We start from the raw sequence: 20,992 nt of genomic DNA, 5'->3' as shown, positions 1-20,992 counted from the left end.
TCGGAGCGACGTCGGAGGCGATGTCCGAACGGCCGGACCGGGCTTCGCCGGAGGTGTGCGGCTCATTCGCAGGAGAATCTCTCGCAGGAGAAGTGATCGATGTCCTTTGAGCACGTCGGAAACGCGCACAGCACGCACGACGCCCAAGGGGACGACACGATGGCCCTGAAGATCCTGGTGGCGGGCGGATTCGGAGCCGGGAAGACGACCCTGGTCGGCGCGGTCAGCGACATCCGGCCGCTGCGGACCGAGGAACCCCTCAGCGCGGCCGGGCGCGGAGTGGACGACACGGAAGGGGTGGCGCGGAAGACCGCCTCGACCGTAGCGATGGATTTCGGCCGTATTACCATCCACGCCGGTCTGTCCCTGTACCTGTTCGGCACCCCGGGGCAGGACCGCTTCCGGTTCCTCTGGGACGAGCTGTCCGAAGGCGCGCTGGCGGCGGTCGTCCTCGCCGACACCCGGCGGCTGGAGGACTGTTTCGCCGCCGTCGACTACTTCGAGCGCCGGCGCATACCGTTCGTCATCGCCGTCAACTGCTTCCCCGGGGCGCGCGCCTACGCGGCCCACGATGTGTCGCACGCCCTCGACCTGGACCGGGGCACTCCCGTCGTGCTGTGCGACGCGCGCGACCGGGACTCCGGGAAAGACGTCCTGATCCGTACGGTCGAGTACGCCGGGCGGGTGCACACCGCCCGGCTCCTCGACGCCGTCGGCTGACCGCCCGCCGACGGCGAGCGGCTGTTCAGTCGGCCAGGCCGGCCAGGGCGATCACCTTGTCGATCCGCACACGCACCACCAGTTCACCGGCCACACCGTTGCGCCGGCCGAACTCCTCGGCGGCTTCCGGTCCGACGTAGCGCCCGGCGATCCGCGTCGCCCACCGCAGCAGCTCCTCGGGGTCCTCGCTCAGCTCCGCATGCCCCTGTACCACGGCGAACGAGTACGGTGGCCGGTCGTCGTCGACACACAGGGAGACCCGTCCGTCGCGCTCCAGGTTGCGGCCTTTCACACTGCTTCTGCCGGTGTTGAAGACCAGCGAATCGCCGTCGAGCAGAAACCAGACGGGCGCGACGTGCGGACTGCCGTCGGCCCGCACGGTCGAAACCTTCGCGGTGCGGGTGCCCTCGGCAAGGAAGGCCCGCCACTCTTCATCGGTCATGTGATGTGCCATGGACCCATCCTGGGCCCGCTGCTCGCGTGGCGCGAAGCGACGCCCCGGGAGGCAGGGGGCGCTTGCCCGTACGGAGGCGGTGCGCAAGGCTTACGCGCGTAGCGGGGTACGGGGAACGAAGGCACGGGGAGGACGAGCAGATGGCGCTTGACCGGGGACTTGACTGGCTCCTGGACGATCTCACCAGCAGGGTGCAGTACATACGGCACGCCTTGGTGCTGTCGAACGACGGCCTGGTCACCGGGGCCAGCACCGGACTGGCCCGCGAGGACGCCGAACACCTGGCTGCGGTCTCCTCAGGTCTGCACAGCCTGGCGCGTGGTTCGGGGCGGCACTTCCGGGCGGGGCGGGCCCGCCAGACCATGGTCGAGTTCGACGAGGCGCTACTCTTCGTGACCGCCGCGGGCGACGGCAGTTGCCTGTGTGTACTGACCGCCGCAGAAGCCGATGTGGGGCAGGTGGCCTACGAGATGACCCTGCTCGTGAACCGGGTCGGCGAGCACCTCGGCGTATCCGTCCGCCAGAGCGACCCGGATGACACGAAACCCCTCTGACTCCTTCCAGACCCTTCTGAACTGGACTTTCCTCCCGTCAAGGAGAGTTATCCACAGGCCGGACCGGAAGTGACCCCGCCGGGCTACCGTGATCACGGAGAGTATTCGAGGCTCACGGGGAGGACGGCCATGACGGTCAAGGAAGCGGTCCGCGCGCGGACCGGGAGCGCGTACGAAGTCCGGGGCGGCGACGGAAGCCGGGACGAGGGCGAGTACACCTCGCCCGGCACATCAGCGGACACACCGGACACGCCGGCCAAGGCGGGCACGGTGGACACGCCGGCCACGGTGGCCGTCGGCCGTGCGGCGCAGGAACTGGGGCTCAGGCGCAGCGAATTCGAGCTGGCCGTGCACCTGGGGCTGATCGCCGTCACCGCCGGTCCCGGTGGCGGGCGCCCGCGGGTGCACGAGCGGGAGGTCGCGCGGCTGCGCGAAGATCCGGGATTTCCCGACGGGCTGGGCGAGCGCGTCCGCACCGTCGGCACCGCGGAGGGTGCCGCTCTGCTCGGCATCGTCCCCGCGCGGTTCACCCGGCTGGCCCGAGCGGGCTGCGTCTCACCGGTCACGTTCTACTTGAACCGCTACCGCGTGGTGGTGTGGCTCTATCTCGCGGACGAGCTCGCCTCGTTCGCCGTGCGGGAACCCGAGCTGCTCGCCGGCCGCACGCCTCTCTGGATGCGCACGTTGCTGGAGGCGGGCGGCGACCGGCGAGCGCGGAACTGGCGGAGTCAGCGCATCGACCGACTGCTGAAGCGCACCACCGACCCCTGGGCGCGAGCGGCGGTCGAGGCGTCCGCACTGGACTCCGCGCATCTGGCGGAGGTGGTGGAGGACCCGTATGAGCGCGCCTATCTCGCCCGGGTCAGGCCGGAGCCCGTCTTCGGACGGCCGGGTTCCGTGGCAGCCAAGGAGACCATGGGGGAGCTGATGCTGGCGGACGATCCCGACGAGATCCTCTGGCGGCGGATCAACCTGACGCTCGGTCTGGACCTGGCCCGTGAGGAACGGCCGGCCCCACATCCAGGCGACGACCCCGGGGCGCGGATGGCGCCGGCCCCGGACTCCACCTCCCGGGTGGCTCCACCACAGGCCCTGCCCGTCGTGGAGACGGCGCCGCCCCTGGCGTCCTCCGCAGAGGAAACGTCCTCCGGTGTGCGGGAGCCTGGCGGAAAACGGCTGCTGGCCCGGCTGGGATGGCGCCGGCGGAGCGACGGATAGCCATTCGCGGACGGGCGTTCGAGTCCTGCATCATGTCCGCATGTTGATCAGGGAAGCAACCACCGAGGACTGGCCCGCCATCTGGCCGTTCTTCCACGAAATCATCGCCGCGGGCGAGACCCTCACCTACCCGCTGGACCTCGGAAAGGAGGACGCACAGGGGTGGTGGTACGTCGCCGCTCCGAACCGTGTGGTCGTCGCCGTCGACGAGGCGGGAGCGGTCCTCGGCACCGCGAAGATGAACCGGAACCACATGGGTAACGGCTCCCACGTGGCCAGTGCCACGTACATGGTCGACCCCGCCCACTCCGGCAAGGGCGTGGGGCGTGCCCTGTGCGCGTACTCGGTCGAATGGGCCCGCACGTCGGGTTTCCGGTCGATGCAGTTCAACGCGGTGGTCGAGACGAACACCCGCGCGGTCAAGCTGTACGAGTCCCTCGGTTTCGAGGTGATCGGCACCCTTCCCGAGGGGTTCGACCACCCGGCCGAGGGCTACGTGGGCCTGCACATCATGCACAAGCCCCTCTGACCACCGCCGGGCCGCGGCTTCGGCCACCGGCCGGTCCGTCGTCGGCGGACGGTGGCCTGAAGCCGATGTCCACCTTGTGTCATGAGGCGGAGATATCACCGTAGTTGGTTCGGGAGGAGATCTGTGGGGCGGGTGCACTCCTCCGGGGCGATGACAGTACTGTGCGCCCCATCGCCATCGGGGCGATGAGATTCAGCTGGAGGAAGTACCCATGACCATACCCAGGAGATCGTGGCGCGCCGCAGGAACTCTCGTGGCCGCCACGGTCGTCGGTCTGACCGGAAGCATCCTTGTCGCCGGTCCGGCCGCGGCTCACACCCCCACCTGGGATGTGACCTGCTCCGAGGTGACTGTCGACCTCAAGTAGTACACGCCGGACGTCCCGAACACGGTGACCGTCACGGTGGACGGCAAGGACCTCCTGCCCACCGAGACGTTCGGCAAGGAGTTCAGCAAGAAGCTCACGCTTCCCGAGCACTCCGAGAAGCTGACCGTGCGACTGGTCGTCAAGGACGGTGGCAAGGACGGCAAGTACTCGTACGAAGGCGAGAAGAGGGCCGACGTGTGCGAGGGGGAGCCCCCCACGCCGCCGCCGTCCGAGCCCACGCCGTCCGAGCCGACTCCCGCGGAGCCCACCCCCGCGGAGCCGACCCCGGCCGAGCCGGAGCCTTCGGAGAACCCGGGCACCCAGACTCCCGAGCCGAGCGACACCTCCAGCGCTGAGCCCTCGGAGTCCGCGCCGGCCGTGCCCGCCCCGAGCGAGAGCGCGCCGCCGCTGGCCGAGACCGGTTCGTCGTCCGCCACGCCGGTCATCGATGGCGCCGCTCTCGCGGTGCTGCTCGCCGGTGGCGGGATCCTGTGGGCCGTCCGTAAGCGGCGTACCACCCAGGCCTGACGCCCGGGCGCCGCTCCCGCATGAGGCGGTGAGCGGCGCCCGGGTCGCGCGAGGCGCCGGAGCCGCCGGTTCGAGAGGCGTGCCGCATCACGGAAGGTGATGCGGCACGCCCCTCATCGTTGCCGGGTCAACGCCGCCCGGTGGGCGGGACCTGCTCCACCGCGCCCGAGGGAGAAGCGGTGGCCGGAGGGGGAGCAGGACCGATCTCGCACCAGACGGCCTTGCCCTCGCCACGGGGCTCGATCCCCCAGCGGGTGGCGACCGCGTCGAGCAGAAGCAGCCCCCGGCCCGACGTCGAGGTCTCTCCCGGGGTACGCCGCCGGGGCCAGGCGCTCGACCGGTCCTGCACCGAGAGCCGGATCCGCCGCACCGGCTCGGGCAGCACCTCCAGGGTCAGGACCGCCCCGCCCTCCGTGTGCAGCAGAACGTTCACCAGCAGCTCACCCGTGACCAGTTCGGCGTCGTCGGCGAACTCGGCCATGTCCCAGTCGCCGAGCGCCTGGCGCACGATCGCCCGCGCGTCCGACAGCCCCTCCGGGTCCGCCTGATGGATGTACTGGTGCAGCCGGGGCGCGTGCGAGGACCCCACATCGGGGCTGCGCCGCAGGACCAGGAGCGCCACGTCGTCCCCCGACCCCCACCGTTCCCAGAGCCGGTCCGAGAGATGGTCGGCCAGCGCCTCGGCTCCGGCGGGCCCCGCGCTCACCTCGTTCCGCAGCGCGTCCACCCCCGCGTCCAGATCGGCGCCCGGCTCCTCCACCAGACCGTCCGTGTACAGCACGAACGTCTCCCCGGGCACCAGATCGAGCCGGGTCTCCGGGTACTCCTCGTCCTGGAACTCCGTGGAGATGCCTAGCGGCAGACCACCGCGCACCTGCGGGGTGCCCACCCGACCGTCCGCGTGCCGGATGAGCGGACCGAGGTGTCCGGCACGGACCACCCGTGCCGCCCCCGTCGCCAGGTCGACCTGCGCGTAGGTGCAGGTCGCGAAGCGGTCGGTGTCCAGTTCGGAGAGGAAGCGCGAGGCCCGGGCCAGCACGGTCGCCGGCGGATGCCCCTCGGCGGCGTACGCGCGCAGGGCGATGCGCAACTGGCCCATGATCGCGGCGGCATGGGTGTCGTGCCCCTGCACATCCCCGACGACGAGCCCGTAGCGGTTCTTGGGCAGGGCGATCACGTCGTACCAGTCGCCGCCGACCTGCCGCCCGCTCCACGCGGCGTGGTAGCGCACCGCGATCTCGCCGCCCTCGATGTCCTGTATGCGCGGCGGGAGCATCGCGGACTGGAGCTGGGTGGCGAACTCCCGCTCCTCGTCGAAGAGCATCGCCCGCTGGAGCGACTGCGCCACGATGGCCGCGAGGCCCAGGCACAGGATGCGCTCATCGGCGTTGAAGATCGTGCGCTCCCGGTAGAACAGGGCGAGCCCGCCGAGCGACCTGGCCTGGGCGACCAGGGGCAGATAGGCGGCGGCCCGGAATCTGAGCCTGCCCAGATGCGGCTCCAGCACCGGATAGCGCCGGGCCAGCGCCGCCAGGGACGTGATGAACCGGGGCCGCCCGCTGCGGATGGCGTCGGCCAGCGGAAGGTTGCGCTCCAGGTCTCCTGAGCCGAGCCCGTCGAGCGCCTCCAGCGACTCGCCGCTCAGCGCCACGATGTTCAGCGCGGAGTTCTCCACCAGCCCGAGCGCCAGCCCGTCCGCCCCCAGCCTCGCCAGTCCGCCGGGCCCGGTGAGCGCGGCCGTCACATCATCGACGGTCACCGCGCGTGACATCGCGCTGGTCGTGCGCTCGACGATGTTGGTCTGACGCTGCCTGCGCTTTTCCAGATCGAGGACGAAGGCCGAATGGGTGACTTCCGCCGTCGCGTCCCGGACGACCCCCACGATCCGGTGGGCCTTGCCGTCCTTCGACCGCAGGATGCGGGCCTGGACATGGGTCCACTGGGTCGTCCCGTCGTCCAGCGGGACCCGGAAGTGCACGTTGTAGGAGTTGCTGCCGCCCGTGATGGCCTCGTCGATCGTGACGTCCAGCCGAGCCCGCTCCGCCGGCTCCAGCCGCTCCACCAGCGCACCGGGCCGTGAGTCGAACGTCGCCGGGTCCACGCCGAAGACCGCGAGCCCCGCGTCGTCGATGTCCAGGGTCCGCGCGTCGAGATCCCAGTCGAAGCTGCCGGTCCGGTTCATGGCGAGGCGTTCCGTCGGCCCGATCTCACCGTTGGTCCTCCGGTCGATCCGGCGGAGCGGAGCGGCTTCGGTGTCCTGCCGCCGTTCGTGGTCGGTCAATGCATGCTCCGGAGGTCGTCCGGCGGGGCGCGCGGCGACGCGCCCCGTAGGCCTCAATTGTCGAGCTGCTCGCACCGGAGTGCCACAGCGGAGCACCACCGAAGTTTCTCCCGCAACCAGGCCGTGATCCAGGCCCGCATCCCACGCCCGCATCCCACGCCCGGACCCCTGGCCCGACCCCCGGTCCGGAAGGCGGCCCACGCGGGTCGCAGAATGGGCGGGAGGGGACCGTCCGGCGGCGACGGACGGCCCCACCAGGTCTCCACCGTGTCCAGTGAGCGGAGTGCGTACATGAATCAAGACCGGCCCGTCCTGCTGGAGACCCGAGGGCGCTCCCTCCACATCACCCTCAACCGGCCCCGCGCCATCAACGCCCTCACCCACACCATGGTGCGGCTTCTCGACGAGGCGCTCGCCGGCGCCGAGCAGGACGAGACGGTCACCTCGGTCGTCCTGGCGGGAGCGGGCGACCGCGGCCTGTGCGCGGGCGGTGACATCCGGGCGCTCCACGACGACACCCGGGCCGGAGGCCGTGCCTCGCTGGACTTCTGGCGCGACGAGTACCGCCTCAACGCCCGTATCGCCCGGTTTCCCAAGCCGTACGTCGCTCTGATGGACGGCATCGTGATGGGCGGGGGAATCGGGGTCTCGGCCCACGGCTCGCTCCGGATCGTCACGGAGCGCACCCGTGCGGCGATGCCCGAGACCGGAATCGGGTTCGTGCCCGATGTCGGCGGCACCCATCTGCTGGCTGTCGCCCCGGGTGAGCTGGGCACCCACCTGGCACTCACCGGCCGTTCCGTCGGGGCGGCCGACGCCCTGCTCTGCGGCCTCGCCGACCACCACGTACCCTCACGCCTCCTGCCGGAGCTCACCGGAGTCCTGGCCCGGGCTGCGAGCGCCGACGAGGTGGCGCGGACCGTGCAGGGGTTCGCCGAGGAGCCACCCGCCGGTGAGCTCGCCGCGCAGCGCGACTGGATCGACGCCTGCTACGCCGCGGACACGGTCGAGGAGATCGTCCGACGGCTCCGGGCGTGTTCCGCACCTGAGGCGGCCGACGCGGCGGCGGAACTCGCGGGAAGGTCGCCCCTGGCGCTCAAGGTCACGCTCGCCGCCGTACGGAGGGCTGCCCGGCTCGGCAGCCTGGAAGCCGTCCTCGACCAGGAGTTCCGCGTCTCCGGCCGGATCCGTGAGGAACCGGACTTCGTGGAGGGGGTGCGCGCCCGGATCATCGACAAGGACGGCAGCCCGCAGTGGAAACCGGCCGCCCTCGCCGAGGTGGACGACAGCACGGTCGCCCGCTTCTTCGCCCCCCTCGGCCCGGATGACCAGGAGCTCGGCCTCGCCCCCGCTCCCGGCGCCACCGCCGACGGTATGAGCTGAGACCGGGCCCCCGGCCGGTGTTCCCCCTGCTGCCTCCCCGCTACCTGTCGCTGCCGGACAGGCTCGGCTGCAACTCCCTTACCAGAGCGAACAGCCGGTCCTCGTTCCCCGTCAGCCCCGCGCCGCGCAGGGCCCGGTCGGCCTCCCGCATCGGTGAGGTGAGCAACGGCAGGTACAGGGGCGCGTCTTCCGGGTCCGAGAGCGCGGCCCGGGTGGCCTCCAGCAGGCGGACATACGCCTGCGCCGCGGCGAGCTCGTCTTTGTCCATCTCAGCGTCTCCTGGTCGAAGGTGTCGGACCGTCAAGCATCTCGCACGGGTCTGACAACGCCCCTCCGAGCCGCTACCGCACCCCGCCAACTCCCGCCGGTGGCTCAACCTCCAGATACCGCCGCCTGCGAGAACCCCGGTAGAGCAGCACGGTCCAGCCGACTCTCCGCAGCACCTCGGCGCACTCGGCCAGCGCCTCCTCCTCGTGGTGCGCGGCGCCGCTGCCGGGCGGCCCGACCCAGTCGACCCGTACCGACCCGGCCTGCTCGCCCGTACGCACCCGGTACCCGGCCGACACCGGGCGCCCCGACGCGTCGACGGCGGACGGAGTGGCTCCGGAACTCTCCAGGGCCAACGCGACGGCCCGTACCGGCCGGTGCAGCTCCCACGGCGCCGGCGCGGCCTCGGGAGGGCCGGCCCGTCCGTCACCGGTCAGCCGGCGGATCTGCAGCAGCCCCTCGAAGGCGGTCCGCACCGAGGCGGCACGCACCTCGGCGGCCTCGATGGGCGGCGGCCCGTCCCCGGTCGCGGGCTCGAAGCCGGCCCCCTCCTCGCTGCCCATACGTCCCCCTACGTGCCCTGAGCCCGGACCTGGCGCGTACGTGATCCAGTGTGCACCGCGGCACTGACAACGCCCGTCGCCCGGACCGGACGGTGTCGAGCGGCTCGGCAGGCTCAGGCAGCCTTTCGGAGGTCCTCCTCCACGGCGGCCTTGAGGCGCTCCAGGGTGGTCCGGATGTTGCCGCGCTGGAACTGCCCGAAGGTCTTCCCCCGGGTCGCGACGCGGTCGAAACCGTTGGCCAGGAAGTCCGGCCAGGAGCGCCGGTCGTCGGTCCAGGTCTCGGTCACCCGGGTCCCGCCGTCCACCGCTTCGAAGCGGTACTCCCAGGTCGCGATGGGTCCCGGAAGGCGCGGCCGCCGGACGCCGATGGCGTGGACCCGGAAGGCGAAGCGCTCGCCCGGATCGGCCGCCGTCACGGTGCACCGGGTCGTCCAGCTCACGGCCCCGCGCTTGTTCCGGCCCTCGAAGACCATGCCGACGTACGCGCCGCGTCGCTCTCCCCGCACGGTCGCCCCGCGGTTCTCGGGGCTCCAACGGCCCATCGTGGTCGGGTCGCTGAGCTGTTCGTATACGTATGCCGGCGGGGCGTCGATGACGATGCTGTCCGCCACGGACATGGTGCGGGGCATGACGCAACTCCTTGTCCACGGTCGTCGTCGGGCCGGGTCCCGGGACCGGACGGACCGTGGCGCCGCGTCCCGGGGCCCACACCTTACTCGCGAGTAGGCAGTGTGGTGAGTGGCGGGAGCGGTCGGGAACAGGGACGCGGTTCAGCGCGTGCGCCGCTCCCGCCGGTTCGCCACCCTGACCCGTACGTCGGTCGGCAGGCCGCGTACGCCCGCGCAACGACGCGCGTCCGCCACCACCCCGGCGGTGACCCGGCGCACCACCTCCGCAGGCCGGGCCTCCGGCTCGACGACCAGCGTCACCGCCGCCCGCAGCGGGCGGCCCGCCACGCGTACCCGGGCGTGCGCCACCCCGTCGACCGCCGCCGCCTGCGCGGTCATCGCCCGCTCCCACGCCCGTCGCCGCAGCGTCAGCCCGGCGCCCATCAGGCCCACCCGCCGGGGCCGGGACGCCGACACCTGCCGGGCGAACCACCGGAGGAACAGCGCCAGTACGAGGACGAGCCCCGCGATCACGGCAGGGGTCCACCAGCCGGTCTCGCGTACCCGGGCCAGTCCGTCGCGGTCCAGCAGCACCCCTTTGGCCGCCCGCCCGGACCACCAGGCCGGCACCTCGCGCCCCACCCGGCCCAGCCCCGAACCGTCCCCGACGGCCAGCAGAGCCCCGCCGCCCAGCAGGGCGAGGCCGACCGTCCCGAGCAGCACCCGGTTCACCGCGCCACGCCCGTTCACCGACACGCTCGCCACATCCTCTCGCCGCCGTCCCTCACGTCACCCATGTCTCTCCGCCGTCCCGAGGACCGGCCGCAGTACCCGGAGCGCCGTCCACGGCTGCGTCCGACCGCCCCGCCACGTCCGGCCCCGTCACCGCGACCGGCTCCACCGCGACCGGCTCCACCGGCGGCAGGCCCGCCTCGCGCCGTACCCGGACCCGCAGCACCGGCGGACGGGCCAGGCCCAGCTCCGGCAGGGCCGCGCCCAGCACCCGGACCGCCTCGGCGCGTACCTCCGCCGGGTCGCCGTACCCCACGCCGGCCCGCACCACCGCCCGCCGCCGGCGCACGGTCACCCGCGCCCGGACGACCCCGGGGACGCCGAGGGCCCGCTCCCGCAGGATCCGGGCCGCCGCCTCACGGTCCAGCGCCGCCCGTACCTCCGGGCCGGGCGCCGTCATCCGCTGCCGTCGCCGCAGCCCCGGCAGGAGCGCGCACCCCAGCAGCCAGGCGCCCGCGACCGCCGCGACCGCCCCACCGATCCGCACCGCAGAGTCCTCCGGACCATGGGTCGCCGCCCAGTCGAGCGCCGCCGTACGCCAGCCGGCGGGGGCGCCGCCGAACCGGACCGCGACCACATCGGCCAGCACCAGCCCGCACGCAACGGCTCCCACGGCCGCCAGGACCGCCGCCGGAACACGCCGCTCCGCCCTGATCCGGTGGCCAGGACGGCCGCCGTAAAGCCCCGGGGCCACGACCTCCACGGCCTCCGGAACCACCGGCGCGGGGCCCGCCGACAGTGCGTCGACGCGCACCTGGGCGCGGGGCACGGACAGCCCCGTCAGGGCCGCCGTCCGTGCCGCCGCCCGCTCCCGGATCCGCCGCGCGGCCTCGTCGGCCCGCACGGGATAGGGCAGCCGTACGCCGACCGAGATCCGCGCGGAGGTCCCGCGCACGCCTGCCGAACCCCGGAGCACCGACCCGCCGTCGGGCAGCGCCTCGGCGGCGGCCCGCTCGGCGATCCGCCGGACCGCCCGCGGCGCCACCGTCGTCGTACCGCGCTCACCGGCCGGGACCGTCACGGCCGCCTCCCCGCCAGCGAGTCGAGGAACTCCCGCAGACCGGTGCCCCGGTCCACCAGGTGACCGGCGAGCCATCCCAGCGCGCCGAGCGCGGCCACCACGAGGAACGCCCCGAACCCGCCGAACCAGCCCGCGAACCCCAGCGCCATGCCCGCCGCCGCCCCGATCACGCCCCGGCCCGGCACACCCTCCGCCGGACCGGGCCCGTCCACCCTCCGTGTCACGCGATCACGCCACGCGGGTCTCGGTGACGGCGGCCTCGTCGTCGTCCTCGGGCAGGTGCACGTCGTTGACGGTCACGTTGACCTCGACGACCTCCAGGCCCGTCGTCCGCTCCACCGCCGCGATGACGTTCTCGCGCACGTCACGTGCCACATCGGTGATCGCGACGCCGTACTCGACGACAAGATCCAGGTCGATGGCCGTCTGGCGCTCGCCCACCTCGACCTTGACGCCCCGTCCGACGTTCGGCCGGCCGCCCGGCACCCGGTCACGTACCGCGCCCAGGGTCCGGGAGAGGCCGCCGCCCATGTCGTACACACCGGGGATCTCCCGGGCCGCCATCCCCGCGATCTTCACGACGACGGTGTCCGCGATCGAAGTGCGGCCCCGCGTCGCCGCGGGCTCGGACGCGCCGGTGGCTCCGCGTCCGACGGTCGTCGTACCCCCGACTCCGGCGCTCTGCTTCGGTCCGCCCGAACCCGCTCCCGTACCCACGGCGGGAACGGCTGCGGTCGTCTGGGTGGTGGTCATGGAAACTCCTCGCGTATCGCTCGGCTCGTATCGCCTGACATCTCGTTGGACACACCGTCCGCCGAATCGTCACGCGAGTTCCCGGAAACTTTCCGCCGATCCCTGATCACGCAGCGCGGTCCGCGGCAGACCGGTGCGTGACGTTCTCCGGTTCCAGGTGTCCAACGGGAAGAAGCGAGCAGACCGAGAGGGTGTCGTGCAACCGACTGAGGGAGGGGCTGGTCCGTGCCCGGCAACGGGAATCAGATGACGGAACGGGCGCCGGAAGAGGCCGTCCGTTCCGACGAGGCGCTGCTGGTCGTACGGGCCGGGGAGGGCGACGAGGAGGCGTTCGAGGTGCTCGTACGGCGGCACAGCCCCGCCATGCTGCAACTCGCGACGCGCTTCCTGGGGGACCGGGCGGACGCGGAGGATGCCGTTCAGGACGCCTTCGTCAGCGCCTGGCGCAAGCTTCCCGAGTTCCGCCGGGACGCCTCCTTCCACACGTGGCTCCACCGCATCGTCACCAACCGGTGCCTCAACCGGCTCCGGTCCCGCAGACCGGCGGCGGACCTCGACTCGGTGCCCGAACAGGCGGCCCCGGAGCACCAGGCGTCCCCCGCCCGCGCCGTCGAGTCGCGGGCCGCGGCCGACGCACTGGCGGCCGCGATGGCGGGCCTGTCGCCCGAACAACGTGTCTGCTGGGTGCTCCGCGAGATGCAGGGGCTGTCGTACGAGAGCATCGCGGACACGGTCGGAATCAGTCTGCAGGCGGTCCGCGGCCGGGTCTTCCGGGCCCGCCGCTACCTGACGGAGGCGATGAGCGCATGGCGATGAGCGCCAACCCCGACCGGCCGGAAGAGAGCCGGTCGCAGCAGATCCGGCCGGAAGAGAGCCGGTACGAAGAGGAGGACCGGCTCGCCTGCGGGCGCCTGCTGAGCGATGTCTGGGACGCGTGGGACGCCGGCCGGACAGCCGACGACCCGCACCTCTCGACCTGCCCGCACTGCTCGGCGGCCCTGGCCGAACTCACCGGCCTTGGCGACGCCGTGCGCCGTACCTGCGCCGAGGAGCCCGGAGTGCCCGAGGCGGCCGCGGCCGCGGTCACGGCCCGTGTGATGGACCTCGTCCGCCTCGAACTGCGCCCCGGGCGCCCGCTACCCCTGGGGGAACCGGAGGAGGACCACTGGATCGTCGAGGCGGCGGCCGCGCGGCTCCTGCGGGCGGCGGTCGACGCGCTGCCCGGGGTACGGGCCGGGAGCTGCCGGATCGCCCCGCTCGACCCGGCCGACCCGACGGGCCCGGTCCACGTACGCGTCGAGGTCGCGGCGAGCCTGGACCGGTCACTGCCGGATCTGGCCGACGCCGTGCGCGCACGGATCGCTGAGGTCACCGACCAGGACATCGGCATCCGCCTCGGCGCGGCCGACGTCCTCGTCGTGGACATCCTCGACGACGACGACGACGAAGAAGAGGACGAGGACGGCGCCGAGTACGGGCGCCACGGCACAGGAGGAGCAGCGTGATGGCCGGCGACACCCCCCGGCTCCGGGACCGGCTCGCCGAAGCGGCGGCCGGCGCCGCTCAGGACGTCCCCGGCGTCGCCTTCCTGCGCCCCGGCGTCGTCGACCTGCTGCGCACGCGGGTCGCCGACCGGGCCCCGCGTCTCGCGGCGGGGCCCGGGGCGCGGGCGCAGGGGGTGCGGGTGACCCAGGACGAGGCCACCGGTGCCTGGCACATCGACATCCGCCTCGTCCTGCACCGCGGCCACCGCGCCCTCGACGTCACCCGGGCCGTACACACCGCGACACTGGCCGCCGTCCGTGCCGAGCCGTCTGTCTCGGTGCGGGTGACGGTGACGGGGGTGGTCTGAGCTCCGGAAACCGGCGGGGGAGAAGGAGAGGGCGAAGACAACGAGGGGGGACGGAGACCGGACGTCCCGGGGAGGCGGCGAGGGAGGACGACGGCCGTGCGCCCGGGGCGGACGGCGTGCGAGTCAGAACCCTGGCATCCGGAAACCTACGGCAAGGGAATACCGAGGCCGGGCCGCCCGGGGTCACCTCCCGACCGGCCCGGCCTCCGCCACCGCGCCGATCAGGCGCGCCACTCCGCCGTGCGCTCCGGTGACGCCTCCGCCAGTGCCTTCACGATGGCGTCCGCGTCGCCCTGGTTGCCGTACACCGGCGTCCCGGGCTGCTGGCGCCACGACTCGTCCAGGCCGCCGGCGTCGACCGTGTCGAAGCCCAGCTCGTCGATGAGGTCGCGGACGGCCTGCTTGGCCGCCGGGTCGTCCCCGGCCACCGGCAGCGCCTGCCGCCCGGGGCTGCCCTGCGGAGCGCCCGCGTCCAGGATGTCCTGCGCATACGTCCCGTTGAACGCCTTGATCACCGGGTGCCCGATCCGCTGCTCGGTCCACCGGCTCTCCGGCAGTCCGTCCTCGATGGCGGCGATCCGGCCGTCGCGCTGCTGCGGGTAGTAGTTCCCGGTGTCGATGACCGCGACATCCTCCGCCGCCCCCTCCAGGAACCCAGCGGGCAGGTCGGGGACCGCCTTCAGCGGGACGGTCACGACGACGATACGGGCGCCCCGCGCCGCCTCGGCCGCGGTCACCGGAGTGGCTCCCGTCTCCTCGGCCAGGGCGCTCAGGGTCTCCGGGCCGCGGGAGTTGGCGACCGACACCTCATGTCCGAGTGCGGTCAGCCGCCTGGTGAGATTGCCGCCGATGTTGCCCGCTCCGATAATGCCGATCTTCATGGATCCGACCTTCCGATTCCTGCCGCGTGGGAAGAAGTGGTTCTGCCGCTTCACCAACTCCGCTGCCCGAGGAGCTATTCCGGGCCGTGTGGGCCATTTGAGTGTCCTTGCCGGGCGCTCGCGCGGGACGGGGAAGGATGTCCCACCGGACCGATCACCGCGGGTCCATCCTGGTCGCCGAGTCCATACGGGCCGTTGACCGAAGGAGCGTCGCAGTGACGACGAGGGGCATCTCGCAACCGGTGGAGACCGATGCGGCAGAGGGGGACGAACTGCCGGTACGGCTCAAGGAGCCGGGCAACGTCGTCATCAAGTGGATGACCACCACGGACCACAAGACGATCGGCACGCTCTATCTCACCACCTCCTTCGCCTTCTTCTGCGTGGGAGGACTGCTGGCCCTGGTGATGCGCGCCGAACTGGCGCGCCCCGGAACCCAGCTGATTTCGAACGAACAATTTAATCAGGCGTTCACGATGCACGGCACGATCATGCTGCTGATGTTCGCGACACCCCTGTTCGTCGGATTCGCCAACTGGATCATGCCGCTGCAGATCGGCGCGCCCGATGTGGCGTTCCCGCGGCTGAACATGTTCTCGTACTGGCTCTACCTCTTCGGCTCGCTCATCGCGGTGGCCGGCTTCCTCACGCCGCAGGGGGCCGCCGACTTCGGCTGGTTCGCCTACGCGCCGCTGAACGACGCGGTCCGCTCGCCGGGCATCGGCGCCGACATGTGGATCATGGGTCTGGCCTTCTCCGGCTTCGGCACGATCCTCGGCTCGGTCAACTTCATCACCACGATCATCTGCATGCGCGCCCCCGGCATGACGATGTTCCGCATGCCGATCTTCACGTGGAACGTCCTGCTGACCGGTGTGCTCGTCCTGCTGGCCTTCCCGGTCCTGGCCGCCGCCCTGCTGGCCCTGGAGGCGGATCGCAAATTCGGCGCCCACGTCTTCGACGCGGCCAACGGGGGAGCGCTGCTGTGGCAGCACCTGTTCTGGTTCTTCGGCCATCCCGAGGTGTACATCATCGCGTTGCCGTTCTTCGGGATCGTCACCGAGATCTTCCCGGTCTTCAGCCGTAAGCCGGTTTTCGGCTACATCGGTCTGGTCGCCGCCACCATCGCCATCGCGGGACTCTCCGCGACGGTGTGGGCACACCACATGTTCGTCACCGGCGCGGTCCTGCTGCCGTTCTTCTCGTTCATGACATTCCTCATCGCCGTGCCGACCGGGGTGAAGTTCTTCAACTGGATCGGCACCATGTGGAAGGGGTCGATCTCCCTCGAAACCCCGATGCTCTGGTCGATCGGATTCCTGGTCACCTTCCTCTTCGGCGGTCTGACCGGCATCATCCTCGCCTCGCCGCCGATGGACTTCCACGTCTCCGACTCGTACTTCGTCGTCGCGCACTTCCACTACGTCGTCTTCGGCACCGTGGTCTTCGCGATGTTCGCCGGATTCCACTTCTGGTGGCCGAAGTTCACCGGGAAGATGCTGGACGAGCGGCTCGGAAAGGTCACGTTCTGGACGCTGTTCGTCGGATTCCACGGCACGTTCCTGGTGCAGCACTGGCTCGGTGCCGAGGGAATGCCCCGCCGTTACGCGGACTATCTCGCCGCCGACGGATTCACCGCGCTGAACACGGTCTCCACCATTTCCTCCTTCGTGCTCGGCCTCTCCCTCCTGCCGTTCTTCTACAACGTCTGGAAGACCGCCAAGTACGGCAAGCAGATCGTGGAGGACGACCCGTGGGGCTACGGCCGTTCGCTGGAGTGGGCGACCTCCTGCCCGCCGCCCCGCCACAACTTCGTCACCCTGCCGCGGATCCGGTCCGAATCCCCGGCGTTCGACCTGCACCACCCGTCGCTGCGGGCGATCGACGAGACCGCCAACCGGCCCGACACCTCCGCCACCGTCGCACCGGGGGACAAGCAGGAGTGACCGTGGCCCGCCCCGACCCGGAGAGCCCGACGAGAGGAGGACGTGTGAACCCCGACAAGGACAGCGCCCGCGGCCTGGCCCAACTGGAGGGCTACCTGCTGTGGAACGCCGAGGTCGAGAGGGCGCGGGCGCAGGCGCGCCGCTTCACCGGCGAACTACCCTGGCTCACCACCGCCCAGCGCGAGGACGTCGAACGCGTCTACCTCGCCGACCGGGTCGCCGTCTCCCGCGAGTCACTCACCCGAGTCCGGGACCGGGCGGCCGAACTGCGCGGCGAGTACACCGCCCGCTACGAGCGGCTCCGGGCCCGCTGTGTCGCGCTCTCGGTCGTGGCGGTGGGCGCGGTCACCGCCATCGGTACGTCGCTAACCCTGCTGCTCCGCTGAACCGGCCGGGACCCGGTGCGGCCCGGCCGCGGCCGCACCGGGTCCCGCCCGCGACAGCGGCCGGCGGAACCCGTCAGACCAGCACCCCGGAACGCTCGGACGCGCGGTGCGCCGCATCGAGAGCGGCCAGGTGTTCCGCGATCCGTTCGGCGTGCGAGGGGGGAAGGGCGGCTCCGGGGCCGTGGAGGTGGACCGCGCAGGCCGTCGTCGTGTCCACCAGACGCTCCAGAGCACCGGCGACCTCCTCGAACTCCGCCGTGCGCCCGGCGACCGGCGGGAGTTCGGCCGCCGAGAGGTCCAGCGCGGACCGCGCCACGGCGAGCGAGCGGTAGGCGTCGCGGCGCAGCACCCCGCGCCCCGCGCCGTCCTGACGGTGGGCCAGGACGTGCCGCAGATACCGGTGACCCGCGGCCACCGCCGTGTCCACCGCGCCCCGCACCCGGTTGCCCCGCTGCCCGGGCAGCGGCAGATGCCCTACCAGCAGCACGATCGCGCAGGCCGTCAGCGACTCCACGACCCGGCCCCACGCGGCCTGCGGCTCACCCGCCAGCAGGACGAGGGAGAGGACGAGTACGGTGACGACCGCGGTCTGGGCCGCGAAGTGGCGGGCGGCGACGGCGACCAGCGCCCCGCACAGCGCGACGGCCGCGACCATGGGCAGCGGACCGGCCATCAGGGGCAGCGGACCGGCCACCAGCGCGAAGAACCCGGCGAAGACGGCGGCGCCCACCACCGTCCCCGCGGCCCGGCTCAGCACCCGGGAGACGAGCGGCCCCAGATCCGGCTTCACCAGGAACACCGCCGTGGCGGGCATCCAGTACCAGTGCTCATGGTCCAGGCCGAGCGCCACCGCCGCGCTGACCCCGCAGCACAGCGCCACCCGGAACCCGTACTCACGTCCCGCAGTCCCGAATGCCCTGCGCGGCAGCGCGACGAGCCCCGGGCGCCCGCGCGCGGTCCGCAGCGACTGTCCGGGCCGGTGGTCGAACACCTCCGCGGCCGCCAGGAGCGCCTCGTCCAGGGCCCGCAGCCCCGCCCCGGACCGCACCGGCGCGGGAAGCGGCCCGCAGGCGTTCCCCGTACGCACCGCGTGCGCCAGCCGCAGCGGCCCCTCCGCGACCCGGCTCGGCAGCGGCTCACCGGCCCAGGCCAGCGCCGTCGCCGCCTCGGCCAGCGGCAGCGCCGCCGCGTACTGGGCGTGCAGCCGCCGCTCCGCCGCCGAGCTTGCGTACCGCCGCAGCCGGGGCCCGGACAGGGCGTCCTGTGCCTGGTCGAGTGCGGCCGTGAGCGCCGCCCGGCGGGCCGGAGCCCGGGTACCGCCCGCCGCTTGCAGCAGCGCGGCCACCGCCGCGTACACCGAGGCCACCGCCTCGCGCTCACCGTCGTACCGGTACGGGCCGCCGGAGGTACGACGCCGCGTGGGCAGCACCAGCCGCAGGAGCAGCGCCCACCCCGCCCCCGCCAGGAACAGCAGTGCCCGCTTCCCACCCGGCTCCGGCAGCGGCATGCCCGCCCCGATCACGGCCGCGACGAGCAACTGCGTACCGCACGCCGAAGCGACCGGGCCCGTCGAGCTGAGCGCCCCCGCGAGCAGCCCCAGCACACCGAGCAGCACCGGCAGGACGAACATCGCGGCCCCGGGCGGACCGACCGCGGGCAGCAGCGAGCCGATCAGCGGTCCGGCGGCGCCCGCGAGCGCCGGGACCCCCATCCGCGACACGGACGAGCGGCGACCGCCCGGGCGGTCGTTGATCCCGGCGAACATCGCCCCCAGCGCCGCCGGAACACCTGCAGTCGGCCGGTCGGCGGCCACCGCCAGAAGCAGCGGGAGCATGGCGAGCACCCCGCGCACCACGGCACCACCGTGGACAGGCCCGCGCTGGGTCCGCAGGACATGACCGAGCCAGAGCGGCAACGGCCGGGCGGCGAGGGGGAAAGCGGGTGACACGACCGGGCTCCGGTCCGCAGGGGAAGGGGGATCCGCCGGCGGACACCATCGGCCTGGGCGCTGCTACCAGTCTGGAACACCGAGGTGGAGGCGGTGCTTCTCCCGCGTTTCCGCCGGATGAAAGATCACCGCGCGGTGCTCAGTGCGCTGTGCTCAACGTGCGCCGAACTTCTGCGTCCACACCGGCCCGCCGCCGGAGTCCACCTTTCCGATGCCCATCTCCTTGAAGGAGCAGTTCAGGATGTTCGCCCGGTGGCCCGGGCTGTCCATCCACGACTGCATCACATCGGCCGGGGTCCGCTGCCCCTTGGCGATGTTCTCGCCGTAGGTGCTCCACCGGTATCCGGCCGCGGTGATCCGGTCGCCCGGGTCGGTGCCGTCGGGGGAGGTGTGCGAGAAGTAGTCCTTGGAGGCCATGTCGGCGGAGTGCCGCTGCGCCGCCGTCGCCAGCAGGTCGTTGGAGGTCACCGGACCGCAGCCCGCCTTCGCCCGCTCGGTGTTGACGATCTGGAGGACCTGGCCGCTCTCCGACGCCGGGGGCGCCGGTGCGGGTGCGGGCGGCGGCGGGGGCTTCGGGGCCGGGGCGGCCGTGCTCGGGGCGGGGGGCCGGGTGCTCTTCGTCGGTGAGGGCTTGGGCTTCGGCTTGCGCGCAGGGCTCTTCGACGGCGAGGCACTCGCCGAGGGCGAGGCGGACGACGCCGAGGCCGACGGTGACGGTGCCGTCGGCGTGGGGGAGGGGGCGGCCGTCGTGGGGAGGGTCGGGCCATCGGTGGGAACCCCGGCGCTCAGGGTCGTCGCGTCCCGCTCCTCACCGTCGGTGTAAAGGTGCACGGCCGCGCCGCCGGTCCCCAGCGCCGCGACGGCGACCACGGCGGCGATGGCCGAGTTGCGGCGCCGCCGCCGTACCTGGCCGCGCCTGCGCTCGGCCCGGCCGGCCCCGGCCGCGGAGTCCACGGTGAGGTGCGCGGCCGTCGTCAGCAGCTCCGGCGCCACCGCCCCTCCCGCGGCCCCGGCCACCGGGACCAGCGCGAGACCGACCAGCAGCCCCTCCGCCGGTACGAGCCCCGATCCGTGGCCCGAGCAGACGGTGCACTCACGGGCGTGGCGGGCCAGCCGCTTGCGCCACAGGGCGGACGGGATCCCGTCCCAGCCCGCCAGGATGTCCTCCAGCAGCACGCACGGCGGGTCGGCCGCCAGCGCGCCCACCACGACCCGGGCCGCCTCCAGCTGCGCCTTCATCCGCTGGACGCGTACGGCCGTGTGCTGGGCGGAGAGCTCCAGGGCCGCCGCGACCTCGGCCCGCGAGAGCTGGCCGGCCGTCTCCAGCCACCACAGCGACAGCAGCGCGCGGTCGTCCTCGTCCAGCCACCGCGTCGCCTCCGCCACCTGGCGGCGCTGCCCGGTCAGCCCGAGCCGCAGAATGGTCAGCTCGACGAAGTCGGCGCGCGGATCGGCCAGGTCGTACGCGTCGTCCAGCCGCCCGGCGGAGACCGTCCCCGTCTGGCCCTCGCGCCAGTGCCGGCGTATCTCGTTCATGGCTATCGCCACCAGCCAGGACCGGAATCTCTCCGGATCACGCAGCTCCGGCAGGCTGCGCAGCATGCGCAGCACCGTCTCCTGCACCACATCGTCGACGTCGGCGTGCCCGTTCAACGCCCGGCCGACGACGTTGTACAGCAACGGCAGATACGCCGCGACGAGCCGGTCCTTGGCCTCCTGGTCGCCGTTCCGCGCCGCCGCGATCAAGGCCGTCCCGTGATCCTTGCCCATGCTGTGCTCACTCTTCCGGGGTCCGGTGCTGTCACTTCCCACACACGGGAGATGCGGTGCGGGCCGGACAATAACAAGAATCTGATAATCGCCCCGAATTTCTGTCCCGAATTTCTTCGGCCGCACGCACCGGGTCCGTGCCACAGAGCGTGTCCTGTGGCACGGACCCGG

22 protein-coding genes and 1 pseudogene are annotated in these 20,992 nt (G+C 72.7%); 11 read left to right on the top strand and 12 right to left on the bottom strand.

Annotated features, from left to right (window positions below; all coding sequences use genetic code 11):
* Window positions 1-99: 99 nt before the first annotated feature.
* Window positions 100-720 carry a GTP-binding protein gene (locus ACFWRT_RS03695; RefSeq protein ID WP_380951085.1) on the top strand — a complete coding sequence of 207 codons (621 nt, stop codon included), beginning with the start codon at window positions 100-102 and terminating at the stop codon, window positions 718-720.
* A gap of 25 nt (window positions 721-745) precedes the next feature.
* On the opposite strand, the gene ACFWRT_RS03690 is transcribed toward ACFWRT_RS03695, so the two are convergent.
* Window positions 746-1,174: a PPOX class F420-dependent oxidoreductase gene (locus ACFWRT_RS03690; RefSeq protein ID WP_380951086.1), complete on the bottom strand. Its 429-nt coding sequence runs from the start codon at window positions 1,172-1,174 to the stop codon at window positions 746-748.
* Between the two features lie 140 nt (window positions 1,175-1,314).
* On the opposite strand from ACFWRT_RS03690, the gene ACFWRT_RS03685 reads away from it, so the two are divergent.
* From ACFWRT_RS03685 to ACFWRT_RS03670, 4 genes and pseudogenes are all read left to right on the top strand, one after another.
* Complete coding sequence (locus tag ACFWRT_RS03685; protein ID WP_380951087.1) at window positions 1,315-1,728, top strand: roadblock/LC7 domain-containing protein; 414 nt, start codon at window positions 1,315-1,317, stop codon at window positions 1,726-1,728.
* 129 nt (window positions 1,729-1,857) lie between these two features.
* Window positions 1,858-2,946 carry a DUF6397 family protein gene (locus tag ACFWRT_RS03680; RefSeq protein ID WP_380951088.1) on the top strand — a complete coding sequence of 363 codons (1,089 nt, stop codon included), beginning with the start codon at window positions 1,858-1,860 and terminating at the stop codon, window positions 2,944-2,946.
* Window positions 2,947-2,986: 40 nt separating this feature from the next.
* A complete protein-coding gene (locus tag ACFWRT_RS03675) occupies window positions 2,987-3,475 on the top strand; it encodes a GNAT family N-acetyltransferase (RefSeq protein ID WP_380951089.1) in 489 nt (162 codons plus the stop codon).
* 211 nt (window positions 3,476-3,686) lie between these two features.
* Window positions 3,687-4,370: pseudogene (locus ACFWRT_RS03670) on the top strand (LAETG motif-containing sortase-dependent surface protein).
* A 127-nt stretch (window positions 4,371-4,497) separates the two neighbouring features.
* On the opposite strand, the gene ACFWRT_RS03665 reads toward ACFWRT_RS03670, so the two are convergent.
* A complete protein-coding gene (locus ACFWRT_RS03665) occupies window positions 4,498-6,651 on the bottom strand; it encodes a SpoIIE family protein phosphatase (RefSeq protein WP_380952828.1) in 2,154 nt (717 codons plus the stop codon).
* A 291-nt stretch (window positions 6,652-6,942) separates the two neighbouring features.
* Between ACFWRT_RS03665 and ACFWRT_RS03660 the strand changes: the two genes are divergently transcribed.
* Entirely contained in the window at window positions 6,943-8,034 is a 1,092-nt protein-coding gene (locus tag ACFWRT_RS03660) for an enoyl-CoA hydratase/isomerase family protein (protein WP_380952827.1), read from the top strand.
* A gap of 40 nt (window positions 8,035-8,074) precedes the next feature.
* Here the strand turns inward: ACFWRT_RS03660 and ACFWRT_RS03655 are convergent, their stop codons facing one another.
* From ACFWRT_RS03655 to ACFWRT_RS03625, 7 genes are all read right to left on the bottom strand, one after another.
* The gene (locus ACFWRT_RS03655; protein WP_015606445.1) at window positions 8,075-8,302 is read right to left on the bottom strand and encodes a hypothetical protein; all 228 of its coding nucleotides are present in this window, start codon (window positions 8,300-8,302) and stop codon (window positions 8,075-8,077) included.
* A gap of 73 nt (window positions 8,303-8,375) precedes the next feature.
* A complete protein-coding gene (locus tag ACFWRT_RS03650; RefSeq protein ID WP_380952825.1) occupies window positions 8,376-8,864 on the bottom strand; it encodes a hypothetical protein in 489 nt (162 codons plus the stop codon).
* Window positions 8,865-8,977: 113 nt separating this feature from the next.
* On the bottom strand, window positions 8,978-9,493 hold the full coding sequence (locus ACFWRT_RS03645; RefSeq protein ID WP_380952824.1) for an SRPBCC family protein: 516 nt from the start codon (window positions 9,491-9,493) through the stop codon (window positions 8,978-8,980).
* A gap of 141 nt (window positions 9,494-9,634) precedes the next feature.
* A complete protein-coding gene (locus tag ACFWRT_RS03640; protein WP_380952822.1) occupies window positions 9,635-10,228 on the bottom strand; it encodes an Asp23/Gls24 family envelope stress response protein in 594 nt (197 codons plus the stop codon).
* A 28-nt stretch (window positions 10,229-10,256) separates the two neighbouring features.
* Window positions 10,257-11,285, bottom strand: coding sequence for a DUF6286 domain-containing protein (locus tag ACFWRT_RS03635; RefSeq protein WP_380952820.1), 1,029 nt, complete (start codon window positions 11,283-11,285; stop codon window positions 10,257-10,259).
* Complete coding sequence (locus ACFWRT_RS03630) at window positions 11,282-11,509, bottom strand: hypothetical protein (RefSeq protein WP_030565369.1); 228 nt, start codon at window positions 11,507-11,509, stop codon at window positions 11,282-11,284. The genes ACFWRT_RS03635 and ACFWRT_RS03630 overlap by 4 nt, the downstream gene beginning before the upstream one ends.
* Before the next feature lie 4 nt (window positions 11,510-11,513).
* Window positions 11,514-12,038 (bottom strand): Asp23/Gls24 family envelope stress response protein, encoded by a 525-nt coding sequence (locus ACFWRT_RS03625; RefSeq protein ID WP_380952819.1) that lies wholly within the window; start codon window positions 12,036-12,038, stop codon window positions 11,514-11,516.
* 225 nt (window positions 12,039-12,263) lie between these two features.
* Between ACFWRT_RS03625 and ACFWRT_RS03620 the strand changes: the two genes are divergently transcribed.
* Genes ACFWRT_RS03620 through ACFWRT_RS03610 form a run of 3 tightly spaced genes read left to right on the top strand, consistent with a single transcriptional unit; the run spans window position 12,264 to window position 13,890 of the window.
* Entirely contained in the window at window positions 12,264-12,854 is a 591-nt protein-coding gene (locus tag ACFWRT_RS03620; RefSeq protein WP_380952818.1) for an RNA polymerase sigma factor, read from the top strand.
* Complete coding sequence (locus tag ACFWRT_RS03615) at window positions 12,845-13,543, top strand: hypothetical protein (protein ID WP_380952816.1); 699 nt, start codon at window positions 12,845-12,847, stop codon at window positions 13,541-13,543. The genes ACFWRT_RS03620 and ACFWRT_RS03615 overlap by 10 nt, the downstream gene beginning before the upstream one ends.
* Complete coding sequence (locus ACFWRT_RS03610; RefSeq protein ID WP_380952815.1) at window positions 13,543-13,890, top strand: Asp23/Gls24 family envelope stress response protein; 348 nt, start codon at window positions 13,543-13,545, stop codon at window positions 13,888-13,890. Before ACFWRT_RS03615 ends, ACFWRT_RS03610 begins: the two co-directional genes overlap by 1 nt.
* A gap of 221 nt (window positions 13,891-14,111) precedes the next feature.
* Here ACFWRT_RS03610 and ACFWRT_RS03605 read toward each other — a convergent pair whose 3' ends face one another.
* Window positions 14,112-14,825 (bottom strand): NADPH-dependent F420 reductase, encoded by a 714-nt coding sequence (locus ACFWRT_RS03605; protein WP_380952814.1) that lies wholly within the window; start codon window positions 14,823-14,825, stop codon window positions 14,112-14,114.
* A 161-nt stretch (window positions 14,826-14,986) separates the two neighbouring features.
* On the opposite strand from ACFWRT_RS03605, the gene ctaD reads away from it, so the two are divergent.
* Together ctaD and ACFWRT_RS03595 are read left to right on the top strand one after the other, a co-directional pair.
* A complete protein-coding gene (gene ctaD, locus ACFWRT_RS03600) occupies window positions 14,987-16,717 on the top strand; it encodes an aa3-type cytochrome oxidase subunit I (protein WP_380952813.1) in 1,731 nt (576 codons plus the stop codon).
* Between the two features lie 44 nt (window positions 16,718-16,761).
* Window positions 16,762-17,103: a hypothetical protein gene (locus tag ACFWRT_RS03595; RefSeq protein ID WP_380952812.1), complete on the top strand. Its 342-nt coding sequence runs from the start codon at window positions 16,762-16,764 to the stop codon at window positions 17,101-17,103.
* Between the two features lie 73 nt (window positions 17,104-17,176).
* Here the strand turns inward: ACFWRT_RS03595 and ACFWRT_RS03590 are convergent, their stop codons facing one another.
* Together ACFWRT_RS03590 and ACFWRT_RS03585 are read right to left on the bottom strand one after the other, a co-directional pair.
* Window positions 17,177-18,937 carry an FUSC family protein gene (locus tag ACFWRT_RS03590; protein WP_380952833.1) on the bottom strand — a complete coding sequence of 587 codons (1,761 nt, stop codon included), beginning with the start codon at window positions 18,935-18,937 and terminating at the stop codon, window positions 17,177-17,179.
* A gap of 267 nt (window positions 18,938-19,204) precedes the next feature.
* Complete coding sequence (locus ACFWRT_RS03585) at window positions 19,205-20,821, bottom strand: sigma-70 family RNA polymerase sigma factor (protein ID WP_380952810.1); 1,617 nt, start codon at window positions 20,819-20,821, stop codon at window positions 19,205-19,207.
* Window positions 20,822-20,992: the final 171 nt, after the last annotated feature.

Origin of the sequence: Streptomyces cyaneofuscatus (genome assembly GCF_042718795.1) — a bacterium.
GTDB classification, from domain to species: domain Bacteria; phylum Actinomycetota; class Actinomycetes; order Streptomycetales; family Streptomycetaceae; genus Streptomyces; species Streptomyces cyaneofuscatus_A.
The sequence above is the reverse complement of the archived record's forward strand: the minus strand, read 5'-3'. Positions and strand labels throughout refer to the sequence as shown.

Excerpts from the sequence above, each read along its gene's own strand:
- ACFWRT_RS03695 (WP_380951085.1), top strand. The coding sequence starts at position 100 with ATGTCCTTTGAGCACGTCGGAAACGCGCACAGCACGCACGACGCCCAA.
- ACFWRT_RS03690 (WP_380951086.1), bottom strand. The coding sequence starts at position 1,174 with ATGGCACATCACATGACCGATGAAGAGTGGCGGGCCTTCCTTGCCGAG.
- ACFWRT_RS03685 (WP_380951087.1), top strand. The coding sequence starts at position 1,315 with ATGGCGCTTGACCGGGGACTTGACTGGCTCCTGGACGATCTCACCAGC.
- ACFWRT_RS03680 (WP_380951088.1), top strand. The coding sequence starts at position 1,858 with ATGACGGTCAAGGAAGCGGTCCGCGCGCGGACCGGGAGCGCGTACGAA.
- ACFWRT_RS03675 (WP_380951089.1), top strand. The coding sequence starts at position 2,987 with ATGTTGATCAGGGAAGCAACCACCGAGGACTGGCCCGCCATCTGGCCG.
- ACFWRT_RS03660 (WP_380952827.1), top strand. The coding sequence starts at position 6,943 with ATGAATCAAGACCGGCCCGTCCTGCTGGAGACCCGAGGGCGCTCCCTC.
- ACFWRT_RS03655 (WP_015606445.1), bottom strand. The coding sequence starts at position 8,302 with ATGGACAAAGACGAGCTCGCCGCGGCGCAGGCGTATGTCCGCCTGCTG.
- ACFWRT_RS03650 (WP_380952825.1), bottom strand. The coding sequence starts at position 8,864 with ATGGGCAGCGAGGAGGGGGCCGGCTTCGAGCCCGCGACCGGGGACGGG.
- ACFWRT_RS03645 (WP_380952824.1), bottom strand. The coding sequence starts at position 9,493 with ATGCCCCGCACCATGTCCGTGGCGGACAGCATCGTCATCGACGCCCCG.
- ACFWRT_RS03625 (WP_380952819.1), bottom strand. The coding sequence starts at position 12,038 with ATGACCACCACCCAGACGACCGCAGCCGTTCCCGCCGTGGGTACGGGA.
- ACFWRT_RS03615 (WP_380952816.1), top strand. The coding sequence starts at position 12,845 with ATGGCGATGAGCGCCAACCCCGACCGGCCGGAAGAGAGCCGGTCGCAG.
- ACFWRT_RS03610 (WP_380952815.1), top strand. The coding sequence starts at position 13,543 with ATGGCCGGCGACACCCCCCGGCTCCGGGACCGGCTCGCCGAAGCGGCG.
- ACFWRT_RS03590 (WP_380952833.1), bottom strand. The coding sequence starts at position 18,937 with ATGCTCCCGCTGCTTCTGGCGGTGGCCGCCGACCGGCCGACTGCAGGT.
- ACFWRT_RS03585 (WP_380952810.1), bottom strand. The coding sequence starts at position 20,821 with ATGGGCAAGGATCACGGGACGGCCTTGATCGCGGCGGCGCGGAACGGC.